Genomic DNA, 16,958 nt, shown 5'->3' on the forward strand with positions numbered 1-16,958 from the left:
TTGGAGTTGGAGCATCAGTTGCAGCCGCAGTTGGAGCATCAGTTGCAGCCGCAGTTACAGCCCCAGTTATATCTGTAGTTGTGGTTGTAACTGTGGTTGTAACTGTAGTCCTAGTTGGTCTGGGGGTACCCGTCCCAGTCACAGCGATAAAATCATTGGCCTCGATCAGCGCCGCCGGAGTATCGGTCAAAATTGCTAAAAGCTTGCCGTCGAGCGTCGTAATTACTGTATCCCTGACATTTGCACCGTTACCTTGCCGAACTTGCAGTTGAGCGAAAGATAAATTGCTCGGCAGTCCAAAGAAATCCTCTGTGTCATTGTAATCAGTAATTAAAGCCAAACTTCCAGGCCCAGCTCCCAATCCAAAGACATCGCTGCCACTACCGCCAGTCAGAGTATCGGAACCCTCACCTCCGATCAGAGAATCATTACCCTCTGCCCCAAATAAATTGTCATTGCCGAAACCTCCCAAAATGGTATCGTCGCCGATACCACCGGCCAAAGAATCATCGCCAAAACCGCCGTCTTGAACATCATTACCTTTGCCGCCAAAGAGGAAGTCATTGCCTTCATCTCCCAGCACCGAGTCGTCGCCTTCATCGCCGCGAATCGTATCCGAACCGATGCCACCAAAAGCTGTATCGTCAGCCTTGCCGCCGAATATTTGGTCGTTGCCGGATTCTCCAAAGAGCGAATCGTTGCCAGCATTGCCGTACAAAGTGTCATCGCCGTCGCTGCCGGCAAAATAGTCGTTGCCATCAAGGCCAAACAGTTGATCCCGGCCGCTACCGCCGTTGAGAGAATCGTTCCCGATATCCCCGTAGAGATAGTCGTCATCACCATTCCCGAACACGGAATCGTCACCCTCACCCCCTCTGAGGGTGTCGTTGCCAGTACCGCCGGCAATCACATCAAAGCCCCCGTTGCCTCGAAGCAAGTCGTCCCCTGCGTCTCCCAACAAACTGTCTAACCCGTCGTTGCCGTCGAGGGTATCGTTGCCCAAACCGCCGCGAATCGAGTCGTCGCCGTTCCCGCCGGAAAGAAAATCGCGACCTTGGTTGCCAATGAGTTCGTCATTTCCTTCACCCCCAAACAGCGAATCTGCTCCGTCGCCTCCCAGAAGCTGGTCGTTGCCGCCGTCGCCCTCTAGGGTGTCATCTCCTGATGCACCCGAGAGCGTATCATCGCCATCTAAGCCGCGGATTCGATCGCCCTGGGGAGTTCCTAGAATAAAGTCGTTGCTGTCTGTGCCGATCAGGTTTGCCATAGGGGATACACCGCTCCTCAATCAAATAAATTGTTTTAAAGTATGTCAATCGCCTGCGTGACAAGGCATTGCTGCTTGCCTACGTTAGCATAGTTGAGATTTTGTCAATCTGGCTCCCCAGCGGGGGAGATGGGTGCGACTAGGTTCGATCGTTCCGAATGCGAGTCCTCTTCCAAAGCAGAAGAGTTTAAAACCGCTATCATCACCAATGACGAATGACCCCCAACTAATGACGGCAGGACTTTCTTGACCGGAAAGCGAGCCCGCCGGGCCCCTGGCTTCAGACACGGGGAAAAGTCGGTAGCGGTTTCAACCGCCTTGAACAATTCTTTACATACATCAACGAAATACATCAAAAAATCATGTGATAATTCAGAAGATTGAGTAAGAATAACCATCTACGTGTTGAGACATTCTAGTATAGGAGAAATCCCTGCAACGGGCATATTCGGCTTAGATCCGAAATAGCTAAAGGGCAAATAATGGCAGAATGTTGAGCGTACCGTAACTGTTGGCTAGTGATGGACTCGCGACAGCAAAAAAAAATACAAGTATACGCAACGCTTGAAAGAATTAAAGCTGAGTGAGTAGCGGCGAATTGATATCGCCTTTGAAAATCCGACTCTGGGTTCTTCAAGAATCCCCTCGCATGCACGGCATGGGGAGTATCAATAACCGACAACACGATACTAAGGAATGAGAATTAAATAACTTACAATTTTAATTATTGTGGGATGGGCGTCCCGCCCGTCTCTAATTGGACGGGCGGGACGCCCATCCCACTTTCCTTGTATAAATTATTTAATTCGCGATCCTAATGACTAATGACTAATGACGGCAGGACCAATGACTAATGACTTTTTTCACTAACAGGTAACACGATCGCAAATTCAGTTCCCTCTCCCTGATGGGAATTAACCTCGATCGCACCTCCGTGCTTTTCAACGACAATCTGGCGGGCGATCGCGTAGCGTGCCGGAGGCATATCGCCAATCCCAGTCCCGTAGCTTTTCCCACATCTTTAGTAGTGAAGAAAGTATCAAACACTTTATCGATCGCTTAAATCGGTATCCCTACCCCACGATCTGCAATGCCGATCGCCACCTGAAAAATGCGATCGCAATTTGGTCCCAACCGAAATCCCTGCGAACGGCTGCTGTGACGTTGTAGATGGCAAAACCTGATTTGGTATTAGCTATTACCTATTGCTTGCATCCTACAACTTATTTCCTATTGTTTGTTCTCTAGCGCAATAATACTGATAGTTATTTCGCCCGCTGTTTTTTGCATGATATAAGGCAACATCGGCCTTGTGGAGCAATGTATTGCTGTCTGTACCATCGTCAGGATATACTGCAATACCAATACTAGCCGTGACATTTACACAATGTCCCTTCAGGAAAAAATGAGGTTGAAGTGCTTCAACAAGCCTGCAGGCAATCTCGCTAGCATCTTCTCGGCGGCGAATTCCTGGCAGGAATAGCACGAATTCATCTCCTCCCCAACGAGCAAGTACATCTGTTCCCCTCAGACCACCAATCAGACGTTGCACAACATTTTGTAACAACAGATCGCCCATCAAGTGACCTAAAGTATCATTAACTTCCTTAAACCGATCTAAATCCAAAAACATCACGGCGATCAGTTTTGAATGGTTGGTGGCATCGCTCAAGGTAGCAGCCAATTTTTGATTAAACAAGATGCGATTGGGAAGGTTGGTGAGGGGATCGTGTAATGCTTGATGGCGGGCAATCGCTGCTGTGTGCTTTTCTTGAGTAATGTCTCGAAAACTCCATATCTTACCGACAATTTCCCCCATGAGCTGTTGGGGACGCAAATAATACTCAACTATTTTACCGTTTTTTAATTTCAAAAAATTGTTCTTTTCGATGTTATCTTTGGCGATCGCTATTTGAAAGCTGACGGCATCTGCTTCGGTTAACTGCTGTAATATAGCATCTAGCAGATCGTCTTCATTAGCCGTTGTTCTGGCATCTAAAATTTTCCAAATTTGAGCAAAGTTTTGATTGAAACTAACAATTTTTCCGCTGCCATCGAACACAAGAATACCCTCTGATGTAGCTTCTAAAGTAGCTAACAACAATGACAAAGAACTGTTTAACTTAGCATTGGTTTTCTTGAGCAATTCATTTTGCTCGGCTAATTGTTGTTCTTGCTGAAAGCGTCGCACAGCTTCGGCAACAGTTAAAATCAGGTCGGTTTCATCCCAGGGTTTAGCCATGTATCGGTATAAGGCTGCTGCATTGACAACCTTGCCCACAGAATTAGCATCAGCTTGCCCGGTTAGCATAATTTTTAACGCTTTGGGATAAAGGGCATGGAGTCGAATCAATAAGGTATCTCCTCTCATACCCTGCATATTCTGATCGGAAACGATCAGAGCAATGTCTTTGCCTTCTGCTGCCAATTCTGCACATAGCGAAAGAGCATCTTCTCCGTCACTGGCCAGCTCGATGTCATAGTCTTTGCCAAAGTGGCGCTTGAGTTGGTTGCCCAAACTCCTGAGAATATCCTGCTCATCATCAATACAAACAATTGCCGATCGCATCATCTATTTATAGCAGTTGACAGTTAACAGTTGACCGTGGACAGTTGACAGTTGACAGTTGTCAGTTGTCAGTTGATATTTATCTAATTCGCCGCGAACACGCCCGCGCCCGCTCTAGCTTGAGGGATATCTATCAGTTTAGCGGTGGGATGAAGGTTGTAAAAAGAGAGAGTTTGATGTTTTCTATTTAACATTTAAAGCTTGCTTTTTGTTCAGTAAATCCAGAAACGGTCGAATAATTACCAAAAACAACAGATTAAAGTTGTACGACTTCACCATACAATCGATAACACCAGGAAAGACTTCCACTTCAAAGTGTCTCATATCCTTTGTGATGCTGGCGATACAATCTTCATGGAAGACTTGGATTACCGCATCAGTGCTAAAATGATGTTTGGGAAACATATGCTGAATGGCGCATTTGATCGAAACATTAAAAATCGAGGAATCAAACTAATTAGTACGATAGGACACATCGGAAAAGGAAACTGCCTGTGCAGACGAGCTACCGGGGATTGGGGTCCCTCAATCTAGGCAAGTGTCGAGAACCCGTAAGGGAGCAACCAGGAAATCTCAAAATTGATTTTGGGAAGCTCTCAGTATAATCGATTTACTGAGGGAGGGTGTCACTCAACGCTGTGCGAATAACTTCATGTAGCTCTTCCTCTGCCCAAGGTTTGTAGATGCAAGCATGAAGATTGGCTTCTTTTTTGGCGCGCTCGATCGCTTCTTCGTCGGCCTGTCCGGTGAGCATCACAGTGACCACCTGGGGAAATCGTCGGTGAACTTCAGCTAAAAATTCATCGCCTTTGACATTGGGCATTAGCCAATCAGAGACAATCGTCAGAATTTGGATTCCCTCCTGTTCCAGTTCATCGATCACAATCCAGGCTTCTTCGGCACTTTGGGCTAATTCATAGATATACTGATTGCCGAAACAGCGTTTCAATTGTTCTTTAAGCACCTTCAAAATAGGAGCTTCGTCATCTACACAAAGAATAGCACTTTTAGAATTAGACATGATTAAATTCCATCCTATTGTTTAGACAGATTCTACAGGCAACCAAACACGGAATTGAGTGTGTCCCGATCGACTCTCTAGTTCTATGCGTCCCTGGTGTTTGTCAATAATCTTCTGGCAAATGCTCAGCCCCAGACCGCTGCCCTTGCCAACAGGTTTGGTGGTGAAAAAGGCATCAAAGATTTTTGGCTGTATTTCGGTGGGAATACCGAGTCCATTATCTGTAACGCTCACCTCAATGCCATTTTCCTGCGGTTGGGTGGCAACGGTCAGTGTTCCTCCTGATTCCATGGCCTGGATGGCGTTGTGAATCAAGTTTGTCCAGATTTGAATGAGTTCGTCGGGGTAGCCCCAAATGGCGGGAATATCTTGATAATCTCGGATTAAATTGATGTTGCGTTTGATTTGATTGTAATAGATTTCGAGGGTGGTTTCTAGTCCTTCAGTTACTTGGATTAACTGCTTTGCTTCATTTTGCTCGAGACGAGCATAGCTTTTGAGGGCAAACACAATTTTGGAGGAGCGATCGACAGCCCGTAGAATCATTTGATTGTTAACGCAGGTACAAGTTAGATTGTAAGCAAAATGCACGGCCCATTCACTATGCTCGCTCTTTAACAGGGGCAGCAAAAACTCAAAATCTTCACAGATGCCCATATCCATCAAGACATCGGCAACATTTCTGGCATCTTGAACATCATGCTCTTGAAGGTCAGCGGTAATTTGGCGTTTGAGGGCGCGGCTTTCTGGAGTGGCAACCAACGGTTGGCTGCCGATCGCCCGATTGACGAACTGAAAAAAGCTCTCTTGTTGTTCGGAGTTCAAACGCTGGTGCAGATTGGGTAATTCGTCGAGAGCTTCTTGCAGTGCCTTTTGGGTGTTGCTTGCTGCTGCTTTGATCGCACCCAAGGGATTATTGATTTCATGGGCGACTCCCGCAATCAGTTGCCCCAAGGCTGCCATTTTTTCTTTTTGAATTAGCTCTATTTGAGATTGCTGCAATTGCTGGAGTGCCTGCTTGAGTTCAGAAGACTGAGCTTGAATCTGGCTCACGGATTCCGCTTGTTTGAGAGCGATACCCAGTTGTTCGCCAATCTGAGCTAATAACTGAACTTCATCAGTATTCCAGTTCCGAGGTTGGGTATTTTGGAAGGCAGAAAGCAGTCCCCACAGACGAGATCCTTCAAAAATCGGGGCAACCGCATAAGCTCTGACTTGAAATTCGGCGAGCAACGCTACGTGGCAATCGGAGTGTCCTGCTTGGTAGATATCTGAGACGGCGAAGGTTTCATTCGCCGCGTAGCGCCCGCCCTGAGTTTCTCTTAAGTGGGTATCTTCAATGCTTCGGGAAGTCTCAACTAACGGTTTCCACTGGTCTGCTACAGATTCAAACAGAAAATTCCCGCTCCAGTCTGGGTTGAAGCGATAGATGGTAACGCGATCGACTGTTAGCAACTGGCGCACTTCATCAGCGGCCGTTTGGCAGATGTCCGCGAGATCGAGGGACTGGCGAATTTTATTGACGATTTTGACGAGGGATTGCTGGCGCTCGATCGCTCGTTTTTGTTCGTTGGCTTGTTGGAGGGCAATCGCAAGCTGTTCGCCAATTTGAGCGAGCAACTCGACTTCATCGGCTTGCCAGTTGCGGGGGGCAGAATTTTGGAAAGCCGCCAGCAATCCCCACAGGCGATCGTTTTGAAAAATTGGGGCGATCGTGTAGGCTCTAGCTTGAAATGCTTCTAGCAAGGACACATGACAATCAGAGTGTCCGGCTTGGTAGATATCAGACACGGCAAAGGTTTCATTCATGGCATAGCGTCCGCCCCGAGTTTCCATCAAGTGCGTATCTGCAACGGTTGGTATCACGCCCACCAAGGGCTGCCAGCCTGCGGACACCGACTCAAAGATAAAGTCCCCACTCCAGTCTGAATTGAAACGGTAAACGATCGCGCGATCGGCTTCTAGTAACTGGCGCACTTCGCTCGTTGCGGTTTGACAAATCGTTTCCCAATCGAGGGATTGTCGAATCCGATTCGTAATTTTCACCAAGGCTTTTTGACGGATCAGAGCTTTCTCTTGCGCCTTGGTTTGAGCCAGCAACGTCGCTTGATGTTTAATTTGTTCTAGATGCTCGGCTTGTTGCAACGCCACTGCGAAGTAATTGGCAATTTGGCGGATAAATTCAATTTCTGAGAGTTGCCAGGGTCGCGGATTGCTGCACTGATGGATGCACAGCAACCCCCACAAATCGTCCCCCTTGAGGACGGGAACGATCAGATTGGCGCGAATCTGGAATTGTTCGAGAATTTTAATATGACAATCGCTCAGTTCTGCATTGTGGATATCTGCAACTGCTTGTACTCGCCCCTGAATGTAGTGGACGGCAAACTGGGAACCAAAACAATGGTCGTAAACTTTGGTGGCTAAGGCTGAAGGAAATTCTGAAGCCACATCTTCTGCCACAAACTCCCCTTCATCCCAACCGCTATCGGGGGTAAAGCGGAATACGCCCACGCGATCGGCATTGAGCAATTGCCGAATTTCTGTTGCCGTTGTGTTGAGGATGGTGTCTAAATCTAGAGACGAGCGAATTTTGTCAATGATGCTGGTTAACGTTTGTTGCTGCTCGATTTGCTGGAAAATTTTGTCTGTACAGGATGCCAGTTGGTAGGCAGCTTGTTGCAGTGCATTAAATTGCTTTTCGGGTATAGGTAAGTTAGACATGATGATGCAGGAGGTTGGGAACTATAACTCGATCGGGACTTACGCACCAATACCAAAGAAACCGGGTTTTCGATCTAATCTGCGGTTGACAGCCAAGGATTTTCGTCCATCAACCCGGTTTCTGACCGCTCGTGCGTCCAAGACTATGGATTTCTGTACGTATCTGTGGTTTACAGAATTTTTGGATATGTTTATCTATAGTTTTAACCATTTTTAATGTGAATTTGCCCTAAATATACTAAGTTTTTTTCAAAATATCAATTAACTGTTGCTACTGTTGCATAGCTTTTCGCCAATGGTATAGCAGTTGCCGAGGCAGCTCAGAAAATAACTCAGTACGCTTGGGATAAGAGAGAGGTACATAGCAGATAGAGGACGCGAGGCCAAGCCTCGCGTCCCTACAGCAACCGATCGCTTGGGGGTGTACTTCATAAATGTGACATCTGCTGTATGACTCTTGACCAAGAATTTCAAAGGTGGTACCCGCCACGCGATCGATCCGTGGAATCAATCCCAAATCTTCAACGCTCATCCTTGCGTCCCCCGGATTGCATCTGTGCGGTCAATCCCAAATCTAAAATCTAAAATCTAAAATCGAATGACTCCTGATTCCTGTTAAATCGTAAATTTCTCGATCGCACTGCTTCTGTTATACGGTTTGGCAGGTGGGAGTTGGTGTGACAGCGATCGTTTTTGACTTTTGACCGAAAGACGAGCCCGCCGGGCCCCTGGCTTTAGACACGGGGAAAAGTCGGCAGCGGTTTCAACCGCCTTGAATATTTCTTTACATCTCGAAACACAATATACAGGTTAGAGACTGTATACTGTAATCATGAAAATAAAACTAAAGTCCAACGCCAACGTAACTTACTCCTGTAATTATCATATTGTCTGGTGTCCCAAGTATCGCAGATCGGTATTAGTTCACGGCGTAGATGTTCGACTGAAATCGATTCTGCAAGAAGTCTGCACCGAATTTAATGCCGAGTTATTGGAGATGGAAGTTATGCCAGATCACGTTCACTTGCTAGTAGGAGTAGACCCACAATTTGGGATTGCAAAACTGATTAGATACTTAAAAGGACGTTCATCTCGACTATTAAGGCAAGAATTTCCTTGGTTGAAAAGCCGACTACCAACCCTTTGGACAAATAGTTATTTCGTCGCCACCGTTGGCGGTGCGCCCCTATCTGTCGTCAAGCAGTATATCGAGAATCAAAAAAATGTCTAACTATGGCTGCCAACAAAACTTAATTAGTCCCGATTCTAGTTTGAAGGCAGTTTTAGAGTTTGCGTGTAGCGAATCAAACAAACTCGCAAACTGTGCCATCTACTATGGTCGTCAGTTGTATTTCAAGACTGGAAAGATTCCCGGAAAATACGACTTTCACAAAATATTCAAATCAAATTTGCATTTTAAGGCTCTGTATTCTCATGTCGCACAGCAAACTTTAACTAGCGTTGCCGAATCTTTTAATTCGTATATTGGGTTGCTTAAAGGAATTAAGTCTGGAACGGTAACGCAACGTCCAAGGTTGCCGGGATACAGAAAAGATTCTCTTAAATTAGTTACATTCCCCAAGGCTGATGTCAAATTAAAGAATGGACTTTTACGATTCCCGTTGGGCAGTAAAGTCAAGCTTTGGTTTGGAATTGGAGAATTCTTTTTGCCAATGCCGTCAAATTTGGATTACAAAAAGTTGGTCGAAATTCGGATTCTTCCCAGAAACCACCGCTTTTATGCCGAGTTTGTGTATCGAACAGAAGAATTAGTCGCGGAGCTCGACCAGAGAAATGTTCTGGGATTAGATCACGGAATCAATAACTGGCTAACAGGAGTATCCAATGTGGGAACTTCTTTTATTATTGATGGACTGCACTTAAAGTCTTTGAATCAGTGGTACAACAAGCGTATCTCTGTCTTGAAAGAAAATCAACCCCAAGGTTTCTGGTCAAATCAATTAGCCCGAATTACCGAAAAAAGGAATCGACAAGTTAGAGATGCAGTAAATAAAGCAGCGAGGATTGTCATTAATCATTGCCGAGAAAATCAGATAGGGACAGTAGTTTTTGGATGGAATAAAGACCAGAAACAAAATGTAGACATGGGTAAAAATACCAATCAAAAATTCGTGCAAATTCCCACAGGTAGATTGAAATATCGGATATCTCAGTTGTGCCAACAGTATGGAATTAAGTTTGTAGAAACTGAGGAAGCATATACTTCAAAAGCCAGCTTTCAAGGGCGATGATTCGCTACCTAAGTTCGGTGAAAAAACTGAAGGGTGGAAAGAGTCAGGAAAAAGAGTAAGTCGCGGGCTGTATCGTTCAGCAGATGGTACAAAGATTAATGCAGATGGCAATGGTGCGGCGAACATCATTAGAAAAGTAGCGATAAAGCTGGGATTAAATCTTAGTGGAATCAGTAGCGGCGACTTGATAGCGCCTTTGAAAATCCGACTATGGACTCTTCAAGAATCCCCGTCCCGAAGCGGGCTGGGGAGTATCAAAAGTAGAAGTCAGAAGTCAGAATACTTACACAGCAAGCTGTTAAGCGATTCGTATTTTACGTTAATTAAGTGGATCTACTTACTTTTTTCCTCGGCTGCGATCGGGAGTAAAATTGTGAAAATTGTGCCTTGCCCCAACTGTGAATCAACTTCGATCGCCCCTCGATGTTTTTCGACAATTATTTGACGGGCGATCGCCAATCCCAATCCCGTCCCTTTCCCTACACTTTTAGTAGTAAATAGGTGGTCGAAAATGCGTTCTTTTACTTCTGACGACATTCCTTTTCCCTTATCGGCGATATCAATTTTCACAGATTCACCTTCTAAGATTGTCCGAATAGTAATGCGATTCAGATTTTTTTCAATTTCTGCAAAACTCCGATCTGTATTTGATTCATCTATGGCATCGATCGCATTGCTGAGCAGATTCATAAATACCTGATTGAGTTGACCGGGAAAGCATTCGATTTTGGGGAGATTCCCGTAGTCTGTGACGACTTCGATCGCCGGACGGTGTTCGTTAGCTTTCAGCCGGTGTTTGAGAATTAAGATCGTACTGTCAATCCCTTCATGGATATTAAAGGGAACTTTGTAGTCTTTATCGGCCCTGGAGAAGGTGCGGAGGCTGGTGCTGATGCCGCGAATGCGATCGCACCCCACTTTCATCGACGACAGCATCTTGGGCAAATCTGCTAAGGCATACTCCAAATCAATATCAGAAGCATCTTGTTCGATTTCTTCGCCGGGATTTGGCAGTTTTTCTTGATATAATTTCAAGTGGTTAATCACATCTTTGATGGTAGTCGTTGCTTCGTCAATATTGCCGCTAATAAAGCCGACGGGATTGTTGATTTCGTGGGCGACTCCGGCGACTAGATTGCCCAAAGCCGACATTTTTTCGCTCTGCACGAGCTGTAACTGTGCTTGCTGCAAGTCTGCGAGCGATCGCTCTAATTCTCGTGCGTAAGCTTGAGATTGTTGGTACAAGCGGGCATTTTCTAGAGAGATAGCCGCTTGGGCGCACAAAAGTTGGATGACTTCCGTGCGATCTTCAGTAAATGCACCAATTGTCAAGTTATTTTCTAGATACAGCAACCCGATTAATTTACCCTGATGCAAAATCGGCGCGCACAGCAGACTTTTGGGCTTTTGCTCCATCAAATACGGCTCTGCCATAAAATCGTTTTGTGCTGCTGCATTATCCAAAACAACAGTTGTCAAAGTGCGCTTGACGTAGTTGACCACAGCAGCGGGAACCGCCTCGCCTGCTGACAGCGGTACAGAGATTGAGATGACATCTTTTTTGAGAGATGCTACAGCTTCGACTGCCAGATTCCCATCCTTAAGCAACAGCAGAACTGCTTTTGTTGCCCCGGCATTTTCGCTCAACACGCACATCAGTGCCGCCAGCAATTTTTCTAATTCTATTTCACTCGATAAAGCTTGGGAGGCTTGGAGAATGGTATCGAAATCGAGGGCTTCGGAAATACTGCTGCTAGATTGAGTTGTTTGGAAAGTTTGATGTAAAATTGACGATTTATTGAGAGTTTGTCTGGTTTCGCTGATGGCAGAACAATTTTGTTTGGCCTGCAATATGGGAGCAAGAAGTTGGGGATAGCGTTTTTCTAAGTCATCTATTTTGGCTTTTGCTCCCCATTTTCCATAACAGTAGTAGGCTTCTTGCATATAGCCGCTCGCCACTTTTTCTTTGCCCCAGTCGAGGTAGAATTTAGCTGCTAGTTCGTTAGCGAGAGCTTCTTCTTGGATGTATTCGTTGGCTTTGGCGAGGGAGATGGCGCGATCGTACAAATCGCCTGCTTCATAATTCTTGCCTAACACTCGACATTTTTCGGCTGACACCAAATCCAACTTATGTTGATAATTCATAGGAGCATAGTGCGCCCAGTGCTGTAACTGCGTTTGGTTTTGTGCCACCCGTTCTAATGCTTCTGTTGTCTCATCTGACGGTTGACTCAACAATGCCATAGCAATCAAAGAATCATAGAGATAAAACGCAGGTTCACCGACGGTTCCCGCAACAGCCATTAAATAGCGTCTGCCTAAGAGTGCATGGTTGTTAGCTTGCTCAACTTCCCCAAACAAAAAGCAAAGAGTCAGCTTATACAAAGAGAAGTTATACAACCCAAATTGATCGTTAGCAGACAGCAGCAGGGGCAGAAACTCCGTCTCTTGGAGGGCTTTCCCAGACAAAATGGTGGGATGCTCCGCAAAACCCAGCAAATTTAAAATAGATTGCCAATATATCCGGCAGTAATTGGCTGTTATCAATTGGTTCAATTGCACTAATCCATTGCAGTAGTTGCGAGTATCCTGCTCTAAGGTAACAAGGGGCTGACCGCACCAAAAAGAATTGTAAACAAAAACGTTAGCATTATGTCCGACAAATTCCTGGTTTCCGATTTCTAGGGCACTCCTGTAACCCTCGCTCAAGAGTGGTAAGGTATCTTTGATATGAGATTTACGGTGCCTGTTAGACATTCCTAGCACCAATAACACTTCAGGTTTAGTAGCTTTAGCATCCAGTTTTAAGACGACCTGGAGTGCTAAGTCACCAAACTGTGTTGCTGTATTTACATCTTGCAACAGATTAGACAAAATGATGCCGTAGCAAGCATAGCTAAGACCTGAAACAGGTATGTTTCCGTACCGAAGGGATAGTTTGACTGACAGCGAAATCACTAATGGAAACAAGGGAGATCCACAGGCGTAAGCTGCTGACATGATGCTGCTGGCAATCTGGATAATTGCGAGTTTCTTCGCATCTGCCATCACAGGTAGGTGAACAAAATCTTCAATTTTTTTGTCTCCAATGAGTTCCCTAATCTCTTGGATTTCCTGTTGAATATCTGTCGGTGTGGGTATTTCTGGAAAAGTTACGCCAAGCTGTTGCAGGAGCTGTTGGGCGATCGCAATGGCTGCGGTAAATTTAGCCTGGGAGATATTAGATTGAATTCTAATTCGGTAAACATTTACCTTTTCTAGTAAGGATTGTGCCTGTTCAGTGACAATCTCAATCAACTGTTCCATCACCTCAAAATCACCACACAAAGAAGCCACTTCCGCCGCTAATTCATGCAGAGCGAGGGTCATTTCGTACTGCTGTTGCCAAGCATCCTCTCCCAACACGGATAATCCCACTGCGGCATATTCGCGAGCAGCTTGATAGGCGGTGGCGGCTCTGGCTTTGCGGCAAGCCTTGAGGTTAAGTTGTGCCAGATCGGATCGTTTTGTTTGGTCTTCAATCAGCGCAATCCCATAATTCAACTGATTGACTACTGAAAAGATTTGCTCTTCTATAGCTGCGGGTGAACTTTGCTGGCTCAGCAATTGTCCTATGTGATAGTGAACGCGCGATCGCTCTTGTTCTGGAATTAAAGAATAAGCAGCTTGCTGAACGCGATCGTGCAAAAACTTGTAATTTACCACCTCCAAATTTTGAGCCTCATCCCGTCTTTCGGGCCCTACATAAAACTTGTAGATTTCTGTTTCAGGCAGGATTAACCCTTCTTGCAATGCCTTCCACAAATCCGCCGCCGTTTCCGTTGCCAATTGCTCAGAAATTACGGCCAAAGTCCCCAAATCAAACTGATTCCCAATACAAGCCGCTAACTTCAACACATTCTGAGTCGCTGGCGGCAATTTTTGCAACTGCAACGCCATAAACTCCACCACATCATCCGTCAGGGCAGCCTCTCGAACTCGCACAATATCGCACTGCCACCCCCCCGTAGCCCCCCCTTGGTAAGGGGGGGTTGGGGGGGTAAAATGAATCAACCTATCCTGATGCAGTGCTTTCAGAAACTGCGTCGCAAAAAATGGATTTCCTTGAGTTTTTTGTGCCACCAAATCAGTCAATGGTCTTGCCAAATCAGGAACACAATTGAGCGTATCAGCAACCAAGTAATTGATACTTTCTGAACTCAACGGTTGCAGCGCAATCGTATTTACCGTTGCCCCAGCTTTCACTACTGTATCTAGTGTCAGCATCAACGGATGTGCTGGCGAGACTTCATTATCTCGGTAGGCACCAATTACTAATAAATACCCCGTTTCCGATTCGGACATTAGCAGTTGCATTAACTGTAGCGAGGCGGAATCGGCCCACTGCAAGTCATCCAAAAATATCACCAGGGGATGTTCGGGTTTTGTGAACACCTGAATAAAGTTTTGAAATAATAAATTAAACCGATTCTGTGCCGCAGTTCCTGATAATTCTAGTGCGGGTGGTTGTTTACAAATAATTTTTTCGAGTTCGGGAATTACTTCAATAATGACTTGCCCGTTATCGCCCAGTGCTTGCAATATTTGAGTTTGCCATTTTTCTAACTTCTCGTCACTTTCGCTGAGCAATTGTCCCATTAAATCTCGAAATGCTTGCACAAATGCTGAGAACGGAATATTGCGGTTAAATTGGTCGAATTTGCCTTTGATGAAATAGCCGCGCTGCCGCACAATTGGTTTGTGGACTTCGTTAACTACAACTGTTTTCCCAATCCCTGAAAAACCCGCGACTAGCATCATTTCGACCCCCCTCTGTCCCCCCGAACGTCGGGGGGTTGCAACGCGCTCAAAGGCTTCGAGTAGGGTTTCTACTTCGGTTTCTCTCCCGTAGAGCTTCTCTGGGATGATGAATCGATCGCACACATCCCTCTGGGCTATTTCAAAACCATCTATTTTACCACTTTCTTGTAATTGACGCAAACAAAATTCTAAATCAAATTTCAGCCCCAAAGCACTCTGATAGCGGTCTTCGGCGTTTTTTGCCATCAATTTGCTGACAATCTCGGAAAGTACCTGCGGGATTTCGGGATTGATGTCATGCAGCGATGGCGGTTGCTTGGCAATATGACAGTGTACCAATTCCATCGCATCGTTGGATTGAAACGGCAACTCTCCCGCCAGCAATTCGTAAAAAGTCACGCCCAAAGAGTAAAAATCAGTGCGGTAGTCAATGCCGCGATTCATCCTTCCCGTTTGTTCGGGTGACAAGTAGCCGAGTGTCCCTTCCAACACGTTAGGATTCATCAGGGTTTGAGTTTCCCTCGGCAGCAAAGATGCGATGCTAAAGTCAATCAGTTTAACTTGTTTTGTTTGGGGATTAATTAAAATATTGGCGGGTTTAATGTCTTTGTGAATAATCCGGTGGCGGGAGAGTATATCTAAGGTGTTGCTGATGTCGATCGCCACTTGCAAAAAATCGCTTAAATTCGGTAGAGTTTCCCCTTGTTGCGTCCACTCTTTTAGAGAGATTCCCCCGAAGTCTTCCATTACCAGCGCATAGCTGTTTTGGTAAGCTTCCAAGCTGTATGTTTCGATGATTCCGGGTAAATTGAGGTTTTTGGCAATGGTATATTGATTGCGAAATTGCACGAGTTCGCTAAAGCTGGGATACTCGCTGTGCAAGACTTTGATGGCTACTGGCTGTTTGTCCTGAATGCGGAAACCTCGATAAACCAGGGTGCGAGTGCCTGAGTAAATGCGATCGAGCGTTTGATAACCTGTCAGTGTAAAATTTTGAGTAGCCATACTTTTTGTTATTATTTACCTCATCTACGGGCTATTTCCAGCTTAACAGAAACAAAGAGAGTTTCTAACTCCAGCGATTGTTAAGTTAACTTAACATGACCGAGCGCTCAATATTTGTGATTCCAGTCACGAAAACAATGCACTTTTAAAACTAAACAAATTATCTTGTAATTAAAAACTAAATAGCCTCATCCATATTGGAATAGTGAACAATAGACTAACGCAGCCGATGCCGATCGCAGTTACGGTCAATTCGCGATCGAGATTAAAAACTTCAGCCAGCAAAGTAGTACCAAAAGCCGGAGGCATCGCCATTTGCAGCACTAGCGCAAGTCGCGGCGCCCCCCCGATCCCCAAAAAGGTTAAACCCGTGCCAAATACCAAAGGAACTAACAGCATTTTAATTGCCAGACAACTCAAAACTTGTTTGAGATTGTGCAAAGAATTCAACTTGCTCAACTGCATCCCGATCGTAATTAAAGATAAACTAATTACAGCCCAAGCACCAGTTGTTAACAAATCTTCGATTGGTGCCGGCAGCGGCCAACTGCGCGAGACAAATCCCACACCCAGAGCCCACAGTGCCGGATTCTGCAAAATTGCCCGCAGGGGATTTAACCAATGCTGGTGCAAATTGCTGTTACCGCAGCCAGAGGCGATCGCAATTCCGAGTAAATTGATGGCCGTACCAGTGCCCAGCAAGTCGTAAAACAACCCCCAAGCAAAGTGTTCCGGGCCCAACAAAGACAAGGTGATGGGAATGCCTAAAAAACCCGTATTGCCAAACATCGCCGCTAATAAAAAACTGCCTTTAGCGGGCAAACTCCAAGCAGTTTTAAGTTCCGAGGTATTTTGGCCTGGATTAATAGTCTTGAAACGTTCCTCACCCAAGCCGAAATGTATCGCAATCCAAGCAATTCCGCCACCTGCTAGAATTGCCGCCCAAGCTATCAGCGGCGCAATCAAAATAGGGCCAGATAAATTGGCGCGGCGGATGAAAGCAACAATGCTCAGCGGTGTGCCAAAAAAGAACAGAAACTTTGCTAAATATGTAGAATAACTTCTCGGCAGCAGGCGGCCGAGAATGAATCCGATTGCTACCCATCCGATTAGATTTAAATAGAGTTTGAGCAGCGGATTTGCTAAATTGAGCATTATTGATTAAATATTTTAGGGATAAGACGGCGAATAGAATTCGCGCCTATACAAACGATGTCCGCCGGACGCCGACTGAAGAAGCTAAATTTTAGGGATAAGACGGCGAATAGAATTCGCGCCTATACAAACGATGTCCGCCGGACGCCGACTGAAGAAGCTAAA

Annotated in this window: 10 protein-coding genes and 1 pseudogene; 3 read left to right on the forward strand and 8 right to left on the reverse strand. The window is 45.6% G+C overall.

Going from position 1 to position 16,958, the window contains the following annotated elements:
• The 3 genes and pseudogenes from QUB63_RS04880 to QUB63_RS04890 form a co-directional block, all read right to left on the reverse strand.
• Positions 1-1,267 (reverse strand): calcium-binding protein (locus QUB63_RS04880; RefSeq protein WP_332943669.1); only part of this gene is annotated, 1,267 nt, incomplete at its 3' end.
• An 850-nt stretch (positions 1,268-2,117) separates the two neighbouring features.
• A pseudogene (locus QUB63_RS04885) lies at positions 2,118-2,323 on the reverse strand (ATP-binding protein); the annotation flags it as partial.
• Positions 2,324-2,483: 160 nt separating this feature from the next.
• Complete coding sequence (locus QUB63_RS04890) at positions 2,484-3,839, reverse strand: diguanylate cyclase domain-containing protein (protein WP_332943671.1); 1,356 nt, start codon at positions 3,837-3,839, stop codon at positions 2,484-2,486.
• Positions 3,840-4,118: 279 nt separating this feature from the next.
• Between QUB63_RS04890 and QUB63_RS04895 the strand changes: the two genes are divergently transcribed.
• The gene (locus tag QUB63_RS04895) at positions 4,119-4,370 is read left to right on the forward strand and encodes a hypothetical protein (RefSeq protein WP_332943747.1); all 252 of its coding nucleotides are present in this window, start codon (positions 4,119-4,121) and stop codon (positions 4,368-4,370) included.
• A gap of 76 nt (positions 4,371-4,446) precedes the next feature.
• On the opposite strand, the gene QUB63_RS04900 is transcribed toward QUB63_RS04895, so the two are convergent.
• The 3 genes from QUB63_RS04900 to QUB63_RS04910 all read right to left on the reverse strand — a co-directional run bounded on the left by QUB63_RS04900 (position 4,447) and on the right by QUB63_RS04910 (position 8,113).
• The gene (locus QUB63_RS04900) at positions 4,447-4,857 is read right to left on the reverse strand and encodes a response regulator (RefSeq protein WP_332943672.1); all 411 of its coding nucleotides are present in this window, start codon (positions 4,855-4,857) and stop codon (positions 4,447-4,449) included.
• 21 nt (positions 4,858-4,878) lie between these two features.
• Positions 4,879-7,581 (reverse strand): GAF domain-containing sensor histidine kinase, encoded by a 2,703-nt coding sequence (locus tag QUB63_RS04905; RefSeq protein WP_332943673.1) that lies wholly within the window; start codon positions 7,579-7,581, stop codon positions 4,879-4,881.
• 271 nt (positions 7,582-7,852) lie between these two features.
• Entirely contained in the window at positions 7,853-8,113 is a 261-nt protein-coding gene (locus QUB63_RS04910) for a hypothetical protein (protein WP_332943674.1), read from the reverse strand.
• A 300-nt stretch (positions 8,114-8,413) separates the two neighbouring features.
• On the opposite strand from QUB63_RS04910, the gene tnpA reads away from it, so the two are divergent.
• Complete coding sequence (gene tnpA / locus QUB63_RS04915) at positions 8,414-8,812, forward strand: IS200/IS605 family transposase (RefSeq protein WP_332943675.1); 399 nt, start codon at positions 8,414-8,416, stop codon at positions 8,810-8,812.
• The gene (locus QUB63_RS04920) at positions 8,805-9,833 is read left to right on the forward strand and encodes an RNA-guided endonuclease InsQ/TnpB family protein (RefSeq protein WP_332943676.1); all 1,029 of its coding nucleotides are present in this window, start codon (positions 8,805-8,807) and stop codon (positions 9,831-9,833) included. Before tnpA ends, QUB63_RS04920 begins: the two co-directional genes overlap by 8 nt.
• Before the next feature lie 333 nt (positions 9,834-10,166).
• Here QUB63_RS04920 and QUB63_RS04925 read toward each other — a convergent pair whose 3' ends face one another.
• Together QUB63_RS04925 and QUB63_RS04930 are read right to left on the reverse strand one after the other, a co-directional pair.
• Positions 10,167-15,638 (reverse strand): trifunctional serine/threonine-protein kinase/ATP-binding protein/sensor histidine kinase, encoded by a 5,472-nt coding sequence (locus tag QUB63_RS04925; RefSeq protein ID WP_332943677.1) that lies wholly within the window; start codon positions 15,636-15,638, stop codon positions 10,167-10,169.
• A gap of 171 nt (positions 15,639-15,809) precedes the next feature.
• Entirely contained in the window at positions 15,810-16,793 is a 984-nt protein-coding gene (locus QUB63_RS04930; protein ID WP_332943678.1) for an AEC family transporter, read from the reverse strand.
• Positions 16,794-16,958: the final 165 nt, after the last annotated feature.

It is taken from the genome of Microcoleus sp. ARI1-B5, from assembly GCF_036705795.1.
Taxonomy (GTDB): Bacteria; Cyanobacteriota; Cyanobacteriia; order Cyanobacteriales; family Microcoleaceae; genus Microcoleus.

What these genes read in the sequence shown, in the direction of transcription:
- QUB63_RS04930 (WP_332943678.1), bottom strand. Translation starts at nt 16,793, where the DNA reads ATGCTCAATTTAGCAAATCCGCTGCTCAAACTCTATTTAAATCTAATC.
- QUB63_RS04900 (WP_332943672.1), bottom strand. Translation starts at nt 4,857, where the DNA reads ATGTCTAATTCTAAAAGTGCTATTCTTTGTGTAGATGACGAAGCTCCT.
- tnpA (WP_332943675.1), top strand. Translation starts at nt 8,414, where the DNA reads ATGAAAATAAAACTAAAGTCCAACGCCAACGTAACTTACTCCTGTAAT.
- QUB63_RS04910 (WP_332943674.1), bottom strand. Translation starts at nt 8,113, where the DNA reads ATGAGCGTTGAAGATTTGGGATTGATTCCACGGATCGATCGCGTGGCG.
- QUB63_RS04920 (WP_332943676.1), top strand. Translation starts at nt 8,805, where the DNA reads ATGTCTAACTATGGCTGCCAACAAAACTTAATTAGTCCCGATTCTAGT.
- QUB63_RS04905 (WP_332943673.1), bottom strand. Translation starts at nt 7,581, where the DNA reads ATGTCTAACTTACCTATACCCGAAAAGCAATTTAATGCACTGCAACAA.
- QUB63_RS04890 (WP_332943671.1), bottom strand. Translation starts at nt 3,839, where the DNA reads ATGATGCGATCGGCAATTGTTTGTATTGATGATGAGCAGGATATTCTC.
- QUB63_RS04925 (WP_332943677.1), bottom strand. Translation starts at nt 15,638, where the DNA reads ATGGCTACTCAAAATTTTACACTGACAGGTTATCAAACGCTCGATCGC.